Source organism: Janthinobacterium sp. SUN033, assembly GCF_030397595.1.
Classification (GTDB): Bacteria; Pseudomonadota; Gammaproteobacteria; order Burkholderiales; family Burkholderiaceae_D; genus Janthinobacterium; species Janthinobacterium kumbetense.
Map to the genome: position 1 here is coordinate 450,347 of NZ_JAPQNV010000002.1, position 16,243 is coordinate 466,589.

Below are 16,243 nucleotides of genomic sequence, written 5' to 3' on the forward strand. Positions count from 1 at the left end.
ACTGAAAACGTGTACCAATTGTATACCAGTTAGTATTTTTAGCGCCTGTTTTTGTTATTTTTAAATACCGCAGCAATACCACTTGAGAAAAATCCCTGCTACTGCGGCATTGGAAATCGGCACTGGAAAGGGTGCGGCCAGCGTGCCGGCGCGCGGCAGCGGCCCTGCGAGGAAGGGAAGAACGATGCGTACCAGTGCCTGCGCACCATTGCGGCGCGCGGCACGGCGGCTTATCGGCGGCGGTGGCTGGCGAAGAAATCGAGCAGCATCTTGCTGGCGTCGGGCTTGGCCTTGTCGTTGAACGGCAGGCTGGCGTCGCCGCCGCTCCAGGCGTGCTCGAGGTGCTCGACCTGCGCCACGCGCAGCAGCACCTGCTTGTCCACCTGATAATCGTGCAGCCCATACGCATGGGCCGGATTGCGTCCGCCCGCCGCGCCGCCAGGCAGGCGCTGCGCCGTCACCACAGTGTCAAACGGCAAGCGGTTGACGCGCACGCTCTGGCGCACCAGCTGCGTCTGGTTGATGGGCCGCACCACCTTGTCAGCCAGCCCTTGCAGCAGGATGGTGGGCAGGCGGGGAAACGCGGGCTGGCGCGCCAGCACTTCATCGATGGCCGCGTCGGCGCGGGCGGCCGCGCCATGCTGCATCACGCCCAGCGCGCCGATCAGGTTATGCCCGGCGCCAAACACGGGCCCGGAATGCAGGCCCAGCGCGGCGAACAGCTGCGGATGGTTCAGGGCCACGATATGCGCCATGCCGGCGCCGGCGGAAATGCCGCAGATATAGATGCGCGCGCGGTCGATCGCATAGCGGGCCGCCACCTGCTCGATGGCGCCGACGATCAGGCGCACGTCGCCGCCGCCGTCCTGCGTCAGCTTGTCGTACCACTTCCAGCAGCGGCGCGCATGCGAGCGCAGCGATTGCTGCGGATACAGCACGGCATAGCCCTTGCGCTCGGCCAGGCGGTTCATGCGCGTGCCTTCGGCAAACTGCGTGGCGCTCTGCTCGCAGCCGTGCAGCATCACCAGCAGCGGCCGGCCCCGGCTGCGCATGGCGGCGCTCGGCGCCTTCTCGGGCAGGTACAGGAAATATGGCAGGCGCCGGCCCGGCAACTGCCCCAGTTCCGGCAACGGCGCATAGTGGGCGGCCAGCCACTTGCCCGGCGGGGGCGCCGTTCGCTTGCGCACGCGCGATGGCGACAGGGGCGTGGCGAAGGGCGCCAGGGCGGACACGGCGTCGCTGGCGGGCCTGGCGCGCGGCTTGTGGCTCGCCTGCGTGGTCTTGGCCACGACCTTGCTGCGGGCTTTGGCCTTGGGCTTGGCCGGCACGGGCCCGAACAGCACCTTGGCCAGCTTGCTGGCCGTGCGCTGCTGCGCCTTACCGGCGCGCAGCAGCCCGCGCAGCCATTTGGTGGCGGGCTTTACCATGGCAAGCGGCGCGCATGGCGTGGTGGAGCGTACCGCAAGTTCATCCCACTGCATCGTTGCATCGTCAGCATGTGCGGCCTCCTCCGTAGAATGCATAGAGTACCGCAATTGTCTGGCAACACCGTACGTTTGCACACGGATAAAAGTGCCGCTGGCACGATTGAGGCAGATCAAGCGCGACCTCGTGCGCATGCTTAATCTGGATGTTCGATCCGCACTTCACCAGAGGAGAGAAACCATGAGCTATCTGGACCGCGACATCCTGGGCATGTACCGCAACCACGACGGCCCGGGGCCGGCACTGATGGGGGCAGATACCCTGCTCGGCGACGATGTCTACAATCACAACGACGAGGAACTGGGCGACATCAAGGAAATCATGCTCGACATGCGCACGGGCCAGATCGCCTATGCCGTGCTGTCCTTCGGCGGCATCCTGGGCATGGGCGACAAGCTGTTTGCCGTGCCCTGGGAACGCCTGACCCTGGACACCGTCAACAAGCGCTTCCTGCTCAACGTGGACAAAGACTTGCTGAAAGACGCCCCCGGCTTCGACAAGAACAACTGGCCCGACATGGGCAGCGAAGCGTGGAACCAGCAGATGGAAGCCTTCTATGGCAGCGGCACGCGCTACGGCAGCGGCGCCATGGCAGGCAGCCGCATGCCATCGGGCAGCGACCTGCGCGGCAGCGCCAGCCTGCAATCGGGCAGCGAAGGCAGCATGTCCGGCACCTCCATGAGCGGCAGCCGCGCCGGCACGGGCAGCAGCCAGGGCGACCTGGGCTCGCGTTCGGCGCTCGGCGATGACAAGATGGATAAGCGTAGTTGACGAAAAAGGTCTTAAGTAGCGCAGAGTACGCGGCGCTTCGCCTCGGCGGCTCTGCTAATCCGGCAGAAAACGCTTCAGAATTTAGCGAACAAGCGACTATAGCCGCCCATCGTTAGTGTCACGGTGCCTCTAGAAACCGTAGCGAGCAAGCTCAATATTGCGTTGAGTAGCGCAACCGTACTCTAGTACGGTGAGCAACGCCGACGCAATAGTGAGTTGCGCAGTAGGTTTATAGAGGTACTATCACCGCTGCATCGACTCCCATACCTTCTGCAGGCGCTTGGCCGAAACAGGCATCGGCGTGCGCAATTCCTGCGCGAACAGCGACACGCGCAGCTCTTCCAGCATCCAGCGGAAGTCGACCAGTTTCGGGTCCGTGTTCTTGCCAGCTTGGCGGTCCTTGGCCTGGCGCAAATACGGCGCGGCCGCCGATTGCCACTCGGCCATCAACTTGGTGTCGCGCGCAGGGTCGGCGCGCAGCTTTTCCAGGCGCACGTTGATCGCTTTTAAGTAACGGGGGAAATGCGCCAGCTGCGTGTACTCGTTTTCCGTCAGGAAACGCTTATGCACGAGTCCCTGCAGCTGCGACTGGATATCGGTGGCCGCCGCCGCAGGAATATTCTGCAGGCGCTTGGGCAAGCCGTGGAATTCCGTCAGCACTTGCGACAGCAAACGGGCGATTTCATTGACCAGCAAGACCAGGCGCGACTTGCCCTCCGCCTGGCGCTTGGCGAACGAGGCAGCGTCCAGCGGCAGCGGATCTTGCAGGCAAGCAATATCGAGCGCCTTGTTGATGATTTGCTCGCGCAACTCTTCCTGCGAACCGAGGGCCATGAATTGCATGCCCATCTGCTGCAAACCGGGGATGCTTTTCTCGACGTACTTGATCTGCTCCTTCATTTGCAGCGCAAACAGGCGGCGCAACCCCACCTTGTGCGTGCGGGCGGCCACCGTCGGATCGTCGAACACTTCCAGGTCGCAATGCGTGCCCTTGTCGACCAGGGCGGGGAAGCCGATCAGGGTCAGCTTGCCTTGCACGATTTCGAGCAACTCCGGCAATTCTCCAAAGGTCCAGCCCGTCAAGCCCATGTGCTGCGAGACGGTGGCATTGCCTGACGCCGGCGCCGCAGCGGCGGCTGCGCCCTTGGCCGGCGCGCCGCCCTTGCCTGGCGCCGCGTTGGCACCCTGCGCTTGCGCCTGCAGCCGCGACGCCACTTGCGCGACCGCCACCTTGGCACCCGGCGTACCCGTGCCGGACACGCCCGACACTTCGGCCAGTTTCTGGAAACTCTGGCGCGCCTGGCCGCCGAATTCCGCTTGCAGGGTGGCCAGGTTGCGGCCCATGTCCAGCTGGCGGCCATGCTCGTCGATCACCTTGAAATTCATGAAGTGATGGGCAGGCAAAGTTTCCGGCTTGAAATCCGTCGTCAGCACATTGATCGTGATCTGCGTGCGGATGTCGAGGATGATGGCGTCTACAAGATCGCCGCGGCCGAACACGCCCGCTGCATGCACGCGCTCGCAGAACCTGGCCGCGTAATCGGGCAGCGGCACGCAGTGGCGGCGCAGCTTTTGCGGCAGCGATTTGAGCAGCAGATGCACTTTTTCCTTCAGCATGCCGGGCACCAGCCATTCGCAGCGTTCGCGCGGCAACTGGTTCAAGGCATACAGGGGTACCGACAACGTCACGCCATCGCGCACGCTGCCCGGCTCGAAGTGATACGTGAGGCCCATTTCCAGGCCCGTCACGGACATGGTTTTCGGGAACAGGTCGGTGGTCACGCCGGCCGCCTCGTGGCGCATCAGCTCTTCGCGGTTCAGGTACAGCAGCTTCGGGTTGTCGCGTATGGCCTCTTTATGCCATTTCTCGAAACCGGCGCCATTGCACACGTCCGCCGGCAGCAGCTTGTCGTAGAAGGCGGCGATCAGTTCATCGTCGACCAGCACGTCCAGGCGGCGCGATTTGTGCTCGAGGTTTTCGATGTCCTTGATCAGTTTATGATTGTGCGCAAAGAATGGCGCGCGCGTGTCGAAGTCGCCGCCCACGAGCGCATCGCGGATGAAGATTTCGCGCGCTTCCGGCAAGTTGAAATTGCCGTAATTGATGCGCCGCTGGCTGTACACCACCAGGCCATACAGGGTTGCCCGTTCGGACGCCGTCACCTGCGCCGAGCGTTTTTCCCAGCGCGGCTCGCCCCACGATTTCTTCAGCAGGTGCTCACCCACCTTTTCCAGCCATTCGGGCTGGATCTGCGCCACGCAGCGCGCGTACAAACGCGTCGTGTCGACCAGCTCGGCCGCCATGATCCACTTGCCCGGTTTTTTCAGCAACGAGGAACCGGGCCAGATATGGAACTTGATGCCGCGCGCACCCAGGTAGCCCGCGCCCGGCTCGTCCTCGCCCTTGAAGCCGATATTGCCCAGCAAGCCAGTCAGCAAGGCCATGTGCAGATTATCATAGGTAGCCGGTGCTTCGTTCAGGCGCCAGCCCTGTTCCTTGACGATGGTCAACAACTGCGAGTGCACGTCGCGCCATTCGCGCAAGCGCATCTGCGACAGGAAATTCGTGCGGCAATTGTCCTGCAGCTGGCGGTTGGTTTTCTTGTGCTCGATGGCCGATTCGAACCAGCGCCAGATTTTCAGGTAGCTGAGGAATTCCGATTTTTCGTCGGCAAACTTCTTGTGCGCCTCGTCGGCCGCCTGCTGGTGCTCCATCGGGCGGTCGCGCGGGTCTTGCACGGACAGGGCCGAGGCGACGATCAGCACTTCCGTCAGGCAGGCGTTGTCGAGCGCGGCCAGGATCATGCGGCCCACGCGCGGGTCCAGCGGCAGCTTGGCCAGCTTGTTGCCCAGCGGCGTGAGTTTATTGACTTCATCGACGGCGCCCAGTTCCTGCAGCAGCTGATAGCCGTCGGCCACCGCGCGCGCCAGCGGCGGCTCGATGAAGGGGAAAGTTTCCACGTCCGTCAGGTGCAATGACTTCATGCGCAGGATGACGGCCGCCAGCGAGGAGCGCAGGATTTCCGGTTCCGTGAATTTCGGCCGCAGCAGATAATCCTGCTCTTCGTACAGGCGGATGCAGACGCCGTCGGCCACGCGGCCGCAACGCCCGGCGCGCTGGTTGGCGGCCGACTGGGCGATCGGCTCAACCTGCAGCTGCTCGACCTTGTTGCGGTAGCTGTAGCGCTTCACCCGCGCCAGGCCCGCGTCGACCACGTAGCGGATGCCGGGCACCGTCAGCGACGTTTCCGCCACGTTGGTGGCCAGCACGATGCGGCGCGCATTGCTGGTCTTGAACACGCGCTCCTGCTCTTCGGCCGACAGGCGGGCGAACAGGGGCAAAATCTCCACATGCGGCGGATGGTGCTTGCGCAGCGCTTCGGCGCAGTCGCGGATTTCGCGCTCGCCCGGCAAGAACACCAGCACGTCGCCCGAACCGATGCGGCACAGTTCTTCCACGCCATCGACGACGGCATCCATCAAGTCGCGCTTTTCGCGCGCGGCGGCCGTGCGCTGGCCCGGCTTGTCGGCACCGCTACTACCCGCGCCGGCACCAGGCATGGCCACCTGCTCCCGTTCCACGGGGCGGTAGCGCACTTCCACCTGGTACAAACGGCCCGACACTTCGATCACGGGCGCCGGTTTTTCCGGCGTGCCGAAATGGCGCGCGAAGCGTTCCGCATCGATGGTCGCCGAGGTGATGATGATTTTCAGGTCCGGCCGGCGCGGCAGCAACTGCTTCAGATAGCCGAGCAGGAAATCGATGTTCAGGCTGCGTTCGTGCGCTTCATCGATGATGATGGTGTCGTAATTTTTCAACAACGGGTCGGTCTGCGTCTCGGCCAGCAAGATACCGTCCGTCATCAGCTTGACGGACGCGCCCTTCGTCAAGGTGTCGGCAAAGCGCACCTTGAAACCCACGGTTTCGCCCAGCGGCGTGCCCAGTTCCTGCGCGATGCGCTTGGCAGTCGACGAGGCGGCGATGCGGCGCGGCTGCGTGTGGCCGATCAGGCCCTTCTGTCCGCGTCCCAGTTCCAGGCAAATCTTCGGCAATTGGGTCGTCTTGCCGGAACCCGTCTCGCCCGAGACGATGATCACCTGGTTTTCCGTCAGGGCCTTGGCGATTTCTTCGCGCCGGCCCGAGACGGGCAAGTCTTCCGGATACGTGATCGGCGGCAGCGGGTTGCGGAAAGCCTTTTCCGCCTCGCGCGCGGCGCGGGCCGCATCGAGGGCTTCGCGGCTTTCCTGCCCCTCGCGCGGCGGGCGCGCGGCGTGGAGTTTACCCTCTCCCGATCGCTGCTGCTGTTGCTGTTTCTGCTGTTCCGCGCGCGGAGGCTGCTGCCTTTGCTGGCTCACGGGCGGGCGCTGGCGGCCCTGCGCAGGCGCGGAAACATCCCCGCTGGCGGGCACATTTGCAACGGTGGAAGGAGGGGAAGACTTATTGCTGGCTGAAGACATTGTTTTTTACAGGTATTTTAAGCGCGCACATCGCGCAGCGAATTATAATGCGCTTAATGGAAAACCCTACCCAATTCGTCCAATGGCTGCGCTCAGTCGCGCCCTACATCCACGCCTTTCGCGGCAAGACCTTCGTGGTCGCCTTCCCCGGTGAACTCGTCAGCGCCGGGGCGCTGCAGGTGCTGGCCCATGATTTGTCCCTGCTGCATGCGCTGGACATCAATGTCACCGTCGTCTACGGCTCGCGGCCGCAGGTGGCGGAACAACTGGCTTTGCGTAACGTCGAAGGCCGCTTCCACAACGGCGTGCGCATCACGGATATCGCCGCGCTGGAATGCGCGAAGGAAGCCGCCGGCGAACTGCGCCTCGATATCGAGGCCGCGTTCAGCCAGGGCTTGCCGAACACGCCCATGTCGCATGCGGCCATCCGTATCATTTCCGGCAACTTCATCACGGCGCGCCCGCTGGGCGTGATCGATGGCGTGGACCTGGAACTGACGGGCATCACGCGCAAGGTCGACGCCGAAACCATCCATTCCATCCTCGGTTCGGACGGCCTGGTGCTGCTCTCGCCGCTGGGCTTTTCGCCAACGGGCGAAGCGTTCAACCTGACCATGGAAGATGTGGCGTGCAGCGCCGCCATCGCCCTGCACGCGGACAAGCTGATTTTCATCACGGAAACACCGATGATGGAAGACGCGACGGGCGTGGAAATCCGCGAACTGTCGTCGCACCAGGCCGAAGCCGTGCTGATGGCGGGCTTCTTGCCCGATGCCACGGCGTTTTACCTGAAACATTGCGTCAAAGCATGCCACAACGGCGTCGAGCGCTCGCACATCGTGCCGTTCTCGATGGATGGTTCCGCCCTGCTGGAATTGTTTACCCATGATGGCGTGGGCACCATGATCAGCCATGAAAACCTGGAAAGCTTGCGCCAGGCCACCATCGAAGACGTGGGCGGCATCATCAAACTGATCGAGCCGCTGGAAGCGGACGGCACTTTGGTGAAGCGGGGCCGCGAGCTGATCGAGCGCGAAATCGATTATTTCTCCGTCATCGAGCATGATGGCGTGATCTTCGGCTGCGCCGCCCTGTACCCGTTCCCCGCGCAAAAGATGGCAGAAATGGCATGTTTGACGGTCAACCCGGAAGTGCAAGCTCAAGGCGATGGCGAGCGCATCCTGAAACACATGGAAAACCGCGCGCGCGCCGCCGGCCTGAACAAGCTGTTCGTGCTGACCACGCGCACTTCGCACTGGTTCAAGAAACGGGGCTTCGTGCCGGCTACGGTCGACGATTTGCCGAAGGACCGCCAGCATATGTATAACTGGCAACGTAAATCCCAGGTGCTGATCAAGACACTGTAAAACTGAAAAAGCCCGGCATGCCGGGCTTTTTCTTTACTGAAACACCTTTACTGAAACACCATTACTTGATGTTCAGCGGGGCAAACGACTTGACCAGGTCGTCCAGTGCCTTCAATTGCGCCAGGAACGGCTCCAGCTGGTCCAGCGGCAAGGCGCTGGGGCCGTCGCAGCGGGCGTTGTCGGGATCAGGGTGGGCTTCCAGGAACAGACCGGCGATGCCGACGGCCAGGCCGGCGCGGGCCAGGTCCGCCACTTGCTGGCGGCGGCCGCCCGAAGCGGCGCCGCCGGGGTCGCGTTGCTGCAGCGCATGCGTGACGTCGAAGATGATCGGCAAGTCGTCGCACGTCTTCTTCATGACGCCAAAGCCCAGCATGTCGACCACCAGGTTGTCGTAGCCGAGGCAGGTGCCGCGGTCGCACAGGATCAGTTGATCGTTGCCCGCTTCCTTGAATTTCTCCACGATATTGGCCATCTGGCCAGGGCTGAGGAATTGCGGCTTCTTGATGTTGATGACTTTACCGGTTTTCGCCAGGGCCACGACGAGGTCCGTCTGGCGTGCAAGGAAGGCGGGCAATTGCAGCACGTCCACCACTTCGGCCACCTGCTGCGCCTGCCATGGTTCATGCACGTCGGTAATCACGGGCACGCCGAACGCCGCCTTCACATCCTGGAAGATGCGCATGCCTTCTTCCAGGCCCGGACCGCGGTAGGAATGGATCGATGAACGGTTGGCCTTGTCGAAACTGGCCTTGAACACATATGGAATGCCCAGTTTTTGCGTGACGCGCACGTATTCTTCGCAAGCGCGCATGGCGAGATCGCGCGATTCGAGCACGTTGATGCCGCCAAACAGCGCAAAGCTGCCTGTATTGCTGACATCGATGCCATGGACTTTCACTGAGGTCATAGGGATTCCATATTGGTTAATTGTTACTACTTGGTTGGAAGAGGCGCCGCCAGCGGCTGGCGCGATAAGGCATCTTACTAGCTAGGGCGGCGCAGATCAAATTTGATCCAGCGCAAGGGCGCGGCAAACGGCTTGTCGCCAGGCCGCGACGGCCCCGCGAGGGCAGGCGCAAAGTGCCTTATAATCACGCTTTATCTCTACACTGATTCAGGAGCACAGATGGCCCGCACGATCCACTGCATCAAACTCAACAAGGAAGCCGAAGGACTGGATTTCCCGCCGTACCCGGGCGAACTGGGCAAGAAGATTTACGAATCCGTGTCGAAGGAAGCGTGGGCTGCCTGGCTCAAGCACCAGACCATGCTGGTCAATGAAAACCGCCTGAACCTGGCCGACGCGCGCGCCCGCAAATACCTGGCCACGCAGATGGAAAAGCATTTCTTCGGCGATGGCGCCGATGCGGCCATGGGTTACGTTCCACCTACGGAATAAGCTTTATCGCTTGCCCGTGACCACGTCACGGGCAGTTACGCCTTCGTTTCACGCCTTTCCCCGCCGTTTCACGGCACCTCCTCCCCGTTTCGTCGCAAGCCGCTCGCCGCCCACGCCGCCGGCTGGCACAGTACGTCCATCGACAACCTCACACCAAGGCGGACACCATGTTGCAGCAAATCTTCAGCCACACTCCCCTCTACGTCTGGGCCATCCTGGGCTTTCTCGTCTACCGCGGCGTGCTGGCCAGCCGCGCCCGCGAAGTGAGCTTGCGCAAGCTGTGCATCATTCCCCTGGTCATGCTGGCCCTGTCGCTGAGCGGCGTGCATGGCAGTTTCGGCTTGGCCGGCGTGGCGCCGTTCGCCTGGGTCGCCGGCGCCCTCGCCGGCGCGGCGCTGGCATGGTCGCTGACCAAGACAGACACCATCGTGGCCATTCCCCAGCGGGGCAGCGTGCAGCGCCCCGGCAGCTGGGTACCCATGATCTTGATGATGAGCATTTTCTGCATGAAATATGCAGTCGCCGTGACCCTGGCCGTCGCCCCCGCCTATGCCCATGCGGCCAGCTTCATCGTACCTGTCTGCCTCGCCTATGGCTGCTTCAGCGGCATCTTCCTCGGCGGCTTGCTGCGCACCGTGGCCGTGTACCGCCAGGCACACATGACAAGCGGCCCGCAAGGGGCCGCCGTTTAACACATCTATGCCGGCGAACGCCGGCTATCATCTTAGTACGCCAGGGTACGCACGCCATCCGGCATGCCCAGCAGGCAAACGTTGGCGCCGCGCACGGCGAACAGGCCGACGGCGATGACGCCGACGATCTGGTTGATCTGCTGTTCCAGCGCCACCGGGTCGGCAATTTTCAAGCCCAGCACGTCGATGATCTCGCCGCCGTTATCCGTAATGAACGCTTCGGTGGTGCCTGCCTTCAGGCGCAGGCGGGGCGTGCCGCCCAGCGCGGCCAGCTGGCGCGACACGGCAGCGCGCGCCATCGGCACCACTTCCACCGGCAGCGGGAAGGCGCCCAGGGTTTCCACCAGCTTGGAGCCGTCGGCGATGCAGACGAACTGTTTGGATACGGAAGCAACGATCTTTTCACGCGTCAATGCCGCGCCGCCGCCCTTGATCATGGCGCCGCCGGCCGTGATTTCATCGGCGCCGTCGATGTAGACGGCGATCGACTCGACATCGTTCAAGTCGAAGACGGGAATGCCATGGCCGGCCAGGCGCGCGGCCGTCGCTTCGGACGACGCAACCGTGCCTTTGATGCTGTCCTTGATCTTGGCCAGTTCATCGATGAAGAAATTGGCGGTGGAACCGGTGCCGACGCCGATGATTTCACCTTTTACTACGTAGTCGATGGCGGCGCGGGCTACGGCTTGCTTCAATTCGTCTTGGGTCATGGCATTCAGGCTAAAGTGAGGAATGGCGCTATTTTAACGGATTGCCAGCCCGGCCAGCCGGCCATCATGACCGACAAGGCGCCGCGATACAACAGGCAAGCGCGAAAACCTTGCCCTAAGGCAATTGCGCGTCCATTTACACTCTATGCCCTTTAAAATATGCGAAAATGGCACGATTGACCGATATGACGTTTCAGGAATAGCACATGAATCACAGTAAACAGGTACTTGTTGTCGATGACAGCCGGGTTTCACGTTTGATGTCGCATCAGTTCATCCTCAGCAAACATGCCGACTGGCAAGTGATTGAGGCGGCGACGGGTGAGGAAGCCCTGGAAAAAGTCAAGACCGCCACCCCTGTGCTGATACTACTGGATGTCAACATGCCCGGCATGGGCGGCATCGCGGCGGCGGAACAATTGCGCGCGCTGTGTCCGCAGACGCACATCATTCTCGTCACGGCCAATGTGCAGAACGCCACCCGCAACCGCGCCAGCGAACTGGGCGTCGGCTTCATGGAAAAACCGATCACGGAAACGCGCATCCACCAGCTGATCGAATCACTGGGACTGTGAGCATGGTCAATCTTTCCGAACTCGAGAATGATGCCCTGGTAGAGATATTCAACATCGGGGTGGGCCATGCGGCGGCGGCCATGAGCGAGATCGTGAATGAAGAAGTCACCATGTCGGTGCCGTCGATCACCTTCCTGAACCGTGCCGACGCGGCCGCCTTGCTGGGCAGCAAGAAGGATGGCGAACGCATCTGCGGCGTCAGCCAGCATTACGATGGCGCTTTCGCCACCGAAGCCATCCTGATGTTTCCCGAGGACAAGAGCCTGGAAATCGTGCGCCTGATGGTGGGCGACGCCATGCCGCTGCAGGAACTGACGGAGATGGAACAGGAGGCGATGAGCGAGATCGGCAACATCATCCTCAACTCCTGCGTCGGAACCCTGGCCAACCTGTTCGACAGCGAACTGCATGGCTCGCTGCCCCTGTACCACGTGGGCACCAGTGCGGAAATCCTGTCCTCGTTCGGCGGCCAGGATGACGAAGCCGTCGTGCTGATGCTGCATATCGACTTCGTGCTGTCCAAGCACCAGATCCATGGCTATGTGGCCTTCGTGCTCGACCTGTCCGCCCTGCACGACCTGAAACAGCAGGTCAGCCGCTACCTGGCCAAGGTCCTGGGACAGGCGTGACGATCATGCCGGATGCATTGCATCGACTCGCCCTGCTCGAGAGCATACTCGGCGCCGTGAACCTGGGCGCCATCGTGCTCGATGAACAGCACCGCATCGTGCTGTGGAACAGCTGGATGGCGCGCCACTCGGCCCGCCAGGCCGACGCCGTGCTGGGCCAGGATTTCTTCGCCGTCTTCCCGGAAATGCGACACAAGCGCATCGATTCGGCCATCACCCAGGCCCTGCGCGACAATTTCCAGTCGCTGCTGTCGCAAACCCTGCACAAGGCGCCGTTTGCGCTGTACACGCATGGCGCGGCCACGGGCGGCAACGACGCCGAGGAACGCATGCAGCAAGCCATCGCCGTCACACCGATCAATTTACCCGATTCGCCGCGCCACTGCCTGATCCAGATCAATGACGTCACCATCGCCGTGGGACGCGAAAAGCTGCTGCGCGAACAGACCATGGTCTTGCGCTCGCAAACCTTTTCCGACGGCTTGACGGGCATCGCCAACCGCCGCCACTTCGACGTGGCGATCGAGAAGGAAGTGCGGCGCGCCATGCGCACCAGCAGCCCGCTGTCGCTGCTGATGATCGACATCGACCATTTCAAGGATTACAACGACCATTACGGCCACCAGCAGGGCGATGATTGCCTGATCCGCGTGGCAGCCGAGCTGGCCGCCATGCTGCAGCGCCCCACCGACTTGCTGGCCCGCTATGGCGGCGAAGAGTTTGCCGCCATCCTGCCCGATACGGACGCGGCGCAGGCGCTGCGCATGGCCGAGGCGATCCGCCAGCATGCGGCCGACCTGCGCATTCCGCATGCCAAGACGGGCAATGAGGTCAAGCACATCACGGTCAGCATCGGCATCGCCACGCAGTACCCGCAGCAGCCGCTGGCCATCTCCGCCCTGATCGGCGCCGCCGACCGCGCCCTGTACCAGGCCAAGGGCGCCGGGCGCAACCGCGTGATGGCGCAGCCGCTATAAAAAAAGCAACGCAGGGCAAAGGATTCCAGTAGACATCTTTACGGCGTGTGCGTAGACTCGTCACTGATTGCAGCAACAATAACAAGAATTTATCTGTGGTATCTATCCCTGCGCATGGCCCACCCATGCGGGACATGGCCAGGAGCGCTTGTGAATCTCGATCCTCCCCTCATATCCGGCTTGCCGGGTGCCGGCATGGATACGACCATGGTGAACGGCATGCGCCTGCTGCTGTCGAGCGCCACCTTGCTGACCCTGTTCATCGACCCCGAAAGCGCCGGCAAGCTGAGCAAGATCACCTGGCTGATCTTTTCCGCCTACACCATGCACAGCCTGCTGCTCTATTTGCTGACCCTGCTGGGCCTCAGCCTGCCGCAGGATATCTTGCTGTACTGGCTGGACGTGGCCTGGTATGCGCTGATCGTGTTTTCCACCAGCAGCCACAACAATTTATTCTTCCTGTTCTTTTTCTTTGCCATCCTGACCTCGTCGTTCCAGCGGGGCTTCGAGGAAGGCGCGCGCGTCACCCTGGCCTCGGCCGGCCTGTTTGCCGCCACCGCCCTGTTCGGCGAAACGGATGCGGAGCTGTCGCGCCTGCTGTTGCGCACCACTTTCCTGCTGGCGCTCGGCTACATGATCGCCTACTGGGGCGGCTCGGCCATCACCCAGCGCAGCCACCTGGCGCTGCTGCGCGATGTCAGCCAGCTGTCCAATCCGCGCTTCGGCGTCGACCAGACCATCACCTCGGTGCTGGAAAAAACCCGCAGTTATTTCAACGGCCGCAGTTGCCTGCTGATCATGCAGGACAAGGGCACGCGGGTCTGGTCGCTGCGCAGCGTGATTCATACGGGCACGGGCGTCGTGCATACGAGTTCGATCCTCAGCGACGATGCGGCCAGTCCCCTGCTCGCTTTCCCGTACGACAAGATCGCCCTGTACAACCAGCCCGCCGGCCGCTGGCTGCCATGGTCAGGCGGCGCGCGCATGCTCGAGCCCGACAGCGGGCGCTGGCTGCGGCACGACGACGCGGCAGGCGGCCGCCTGGCCGAACTGCTCGAAGCGCACGCCTTCATCAGCGCGCCGCTGCCCTTGCGCAATGGCAAGGGCCGCATCTTCATCGTGTCCGCCACCAGCATGAGCAAGACGGACGCCCTGTTTCTCAGCCATATCGGCGCGCAGGCGTTCCCCGTCATTGAAAACATCGATCTGCTCGACCGCCTGGCGTCGCAGGCGGCCTCGCGCGAGCGCGAAAAGATCGCGCGCGACCTGCATGACACGGCCGTGCAGCCGTATATCGGCTTGCGCCATGGCCTGGCCGCCCTGCGCAACGAAGCCACGCCGGGCAACCCGCTGCTGCCGGAGCTGGAAAAGCTGATCATCATGTCGGGCCAGGTGATCACCGACCTGCGCAGCTACGCGCGCACGTTCAAGAATGGGCAAGTGCAAAGCGAGCCGGAACTGCTGGTCGCGCTGCGCCGCCAGGCCACGCAGATCCGCGAATTCTATGGCATCGACATCGCCCTGCATATCGAAGGCGACCTGCACATCAACGACCGCCTGGCGGCCGAAGTGTTCCAGATCGTCAACGAAGGCATGAGCAATATCCGCAAGCATACGTCGGCGCGCCACGGCGCCGTCAAGCTGACCTGCGTGCAGGGCGCACTGCACATCAGCATCGACAACGAATGCGCCGCCGCGCACGTCCCCGACTTCCTGCCCGACTCGCTGGCCGAGCGCGCCGCCGCCCTGGGCGGCACCGCCCGCGTCACGCATGGCATGCTGGGCAACACCTCCGTGCAGATCGAGATCCCCATATGAATGACTTACGCCACATCCCTCCGGCCGGCCATGTCATCAGCGTCATGCTGGTGGACGATCACAAGACCATGCTGTGGGGCCTGGAGCGGCTGATCGGCGGCGAGCACTCGGGCATGCGCGTGGTCGCCACGGCCTCCGACAGCGCCGAGGCGCTGGAGCAGGCGAAGGCGCTGCAACCGGATGTGATCGTGCTGGACCTGGACCTGGGCGGCATCAGCTCGCTGGCCATCCTGCCCGCGCTGGCGCAGTGCGGCAGCACGCGCGTGCTGGTGCTGACGGCCAGCCACGACCAGGCCATCCTGGACCAGACGGTGCTGAAAGGCGCGCGCGGCATCGTCAGCAAGGATGCGCCGGCGGAAATGGTCTTGAAAGCCATCGAAAAGGTGTATCAGGGCGAACTGTGGCTGGAACACGCGATGCTGGGACGCATGCTGACGCAGCTGACCCAGCCCGGCGGCGGCTCGGCGCAAGCCATCGCCGTCGCCAGCCTGACCCTCAAGGAAAGAAAGATCATCGCCGCGCTGGTGCACGGCAGCGGCACGCCGGCCAAGCTGCTGGCGGACCAGCTGTTCATCTCCGAACACACCTTGCGCAATCACCTGACGTCGATCTACCGCAAGCTGGGCGTGTACAACCGCCTGGAACTGTACGCCTACGCCACCAAGCACCAGCTGGGCCAACTGCCGCCCGGCGCCTGACGCCGCCGCTCCCCCTGCCCGGCCACTGCATGGCCGCGCAAGTCCTTCCCCGCCACCTCCCTGCGCCAGCCACCGGCTCGGCCTTCCTTCGCCCCTGCGCGCCAAACTCGACCATGACAATTGTCACGAAAAAAACAAGCAGTTCCTCCTCGCAATAAAAGGATGTTCTTCTGATGTAGATCAAGGTGCCGACTTCTATAGTGGATTTACCGGAGTGCAAATCACCGCGCGGCCCACCACAACACGGAGCACAGCATGCGCTTTGACAAGTTTCTTCCGACAGCCCTGATCACCTATTTACAGGGCAAGGAAAAGGCTGCGTTCTACCGCTATGCACTTGTGGCGGCCCTCATGGCGGTGGTCTGCATCATCGGACTGCTGGCACTGGGCGAAAGTCCATGAGTGCGCCAGGAAGCAACGCTGCCATGCCGTTTTACCCACCGCTGTACCTTAACCACCACCAGGAGTTGTCATGAACCTCATCAAAAACTTTATCCGCGAAGAAGATGGCGTCACCGCAATCGAGTATGGCCTGATCGCTGCCCTGATTGCCGTAGTGATCATCGCTGCCGTCACCATCGTCGGCACGCAGCTGAAAAAAACGTTCAGCACCATCGGCACCAAGCTCACCTCCGCCAATACCGCTGCCGCCTGAACACGGTAC

At 62.7% G+C, this 16,243-nt stretch carries 15 protein-coding genes; 11 read left to right on the forward strand and 4 right to left on the reverse strand.

The genetic code is table 11. The features are described 5' to 3' along the window. Positions 1 to 230: 230 nt before the first annotated feature. A complete protein-coding gene (locus tag OX460_RS10595) occupies positions 231 to 1,427 on the reverse strand; it encodes a PHB depolymerase family esterase (protein WP_289898618.1) in 1,197 nt (398 codons plus the stop codon). A 238-nt stretch (positions 1,428 to 1,665) separates the two neighbouring features. Between OX460_RS10595 and OX460_RS10600 the strand changes: the two genes are divergently transcribed. Next, positions 1,666 to 2,256 (forward strand): PRC-barrel domain-containing protein, encoded by a 591-nt coding sequence (locus OX460_RS10600; RefSeq protein WP_099666915.1) that lies wholly within the window; start codon positions 1,666 to 1,668, stop codon positions 2,254 to 2,256. Between the two features lie 243 nt (positions 2,257 to 2,499). Here OX460_RS10600 and hrpA read toward each other — a convergent pair whose 3' ends face one another. Continuing rightward, entirely contained in the window at positions 2,500 to 6,714 is a 4,215-nt protein-coding gene (gene hrpA / locus OX460_RS10605) for an ATP-dependent RNA helicase HrpA (RefSeq protein ID WP_289898619.1), read from the reverse strand. Between the two features lie 56 nt (positions 6,715 to 6,770). On the opposite strand from hrpA, the gene argA reads away from it, so the two are divergent. Further along, positions 6,771 to 8,081, forward strand: a complete 1,311-nt coding sequence (gene argA / locus OX460_RS10610; protein WP_046685875.1) for an amino-acid N-acetyltransferase — start codon at positions 6,771 to 6,773, stop codon at positions 8,079 to 8,081. 61 nt (positions 8,082 to 8,142) lie between these two features. Here argA and kdsA read toward each other — a convergent pair whose 3' ends face one another. Next, positions 8,143 to 8,988 carry a 3-deoxy-8-phosphooctulonate synthase gene (gene kdsA, locus OX460_RS10615; protein WP_034750794.1) on the reverse strand — a complete coding sequence of 282 codons (846 nt, stop codon included), beginning with the start codon at positions 8,986 to 8,988 and terminating at the stop codon, positions 8,143 to 8,145. A gap of 219 nt (positions 8,989 to 9,207) precedes the next feature. Here kdsA and OX460_RS10620 point away from each other — a divergent pair, with 219 nt between their 5' ends. Continuing rightward, entirely contained in the window at positions 9,208 to 9,480 is a 273-nt protein-coding gene (locus OX460_RS10620; RefSeq protein ID WP_034750797.1) for an oxidative damage protection protein, read from the forward strand. 122 nt (positions 9,481 to 9,602) lie between these two features. Further along, positions 9,603 to 10,172, forward strand: coding sequence for a DUF6622 family protein (locus OX460_RS10625; RefSeq protein ID WP_354669827.1), 570 nt, complete (start codon positions 9,603 to 9,605; stop codon positions 10,170 to 10,172). Positions 10,173 to 10,204: 32 nt separating this feature from the next. Here the strand turns inward: OX460_RS10625 and rpiA are convergent, their stop codons facing one another. Then, positions 10,205 to 10,882 carry a ribose-5-phosphate isomerase RpiA gene (gene rpiA / locus OX460_RS10630; protein WP_289898621.1) on the reverse strand — a complete coding sequence of 226 codons (678 nt, stop codon included), beginning with the start codon at positions 10,880 to 10,882 and terminating at the stop codon, positions 10,205 to 10,207. A 206-nt stretch (positions 10,883 to 11,088) separates the two neighbouring features. On the opposite strand from rpiA, the gene OX460_RS10635 reads away from it, so the two are divergent. The 7 genes from OX460_RS10635 (at position 11,089) to OX460_RS10665 (ending at position 16,234) form a co-directional block, all read left to right on the forward strand. Then, a complete protein-coding gene (locus OX460_RS10635) occupies positions 11,089 to 11,457 on the forward strand; it encodes a response regulator (protein ID WP_077407710.1) in 369 nt (122 codons plus the stop codon). A 2-nt stretch (positions 11,458 to 11,459) separates the two neighbouring features. Further along, positions 11,460 to 12,086, forward strand: a complete 627-nt coding sequence (locus tag OX460_RS10640; protein ID WP_034786994.1) for a chemotaxis protein CheC — start codon at positions 11,460 to 11,462, stop codon at positions 12,084 to 12,086. A 5-nt stretch (positions 12,087 to 12,091) separates the two neighbouring features. Continuing rightward, a complete protein-coding gene (locus tag OX460_RS10645; RefSeq protein ID WP_289898622.1) occupies positions 12,092 to 13,063 on the forward strand; it encodes a diguanylate cyclase in 972 nt (323 codons plus the stop codon). 150 nt (positions 13,064 to 13,213) lie between these two features. Further along, complete coding sequence (locus OX460_RS10650; protein ID WP_180278712.1) at positions 13,214 to 14,881, forward strand: histidine kinase; 1,668 nt, start codon at positions 13,214 to 13,216, stop codon at positions 14,879 to 14,881. After that, complete coding sequence (locus tag OX460_RS10655; RefSeq protein ID WP_251350351.1) at positions 14,878 to 15,579, forward strand: response regulator transcription factor; 702 nt, start codon at positions 14,878 to 14,880, stop codon at positions 15,577 to 15,579. The genes OX460_RS10650 and OX460_RS10655 overlap by 4 nt, the downstream gene beginning before the upstream one ends. A gap of 255 nt (positions 15,580 to 15,834) precedes the next feature. Beyond that, positions 15,835 to 15,981, forward strand: coding sequence for a hypothetical protein (locus OX460_RS10660; protein WP_158300249.1), 147 nt, complete (start codon positions 15,835 to 15,837; stop codon positions 15,979 to 15,981). Positions 15,982 to 16,051: 70 nt separating this feature from the next. Next, a complete protein-coding gene (locus OX460_RS10665) occupies positions 16,052 to 16,234 on the forward strand; it encodes a Flp family type IVb pilin (protein WP_035821247.1) in 183 nt (60 codons plus the stop codon). Positions 16,235 to 16,243 lie beyond the last annotated feature (9 nt).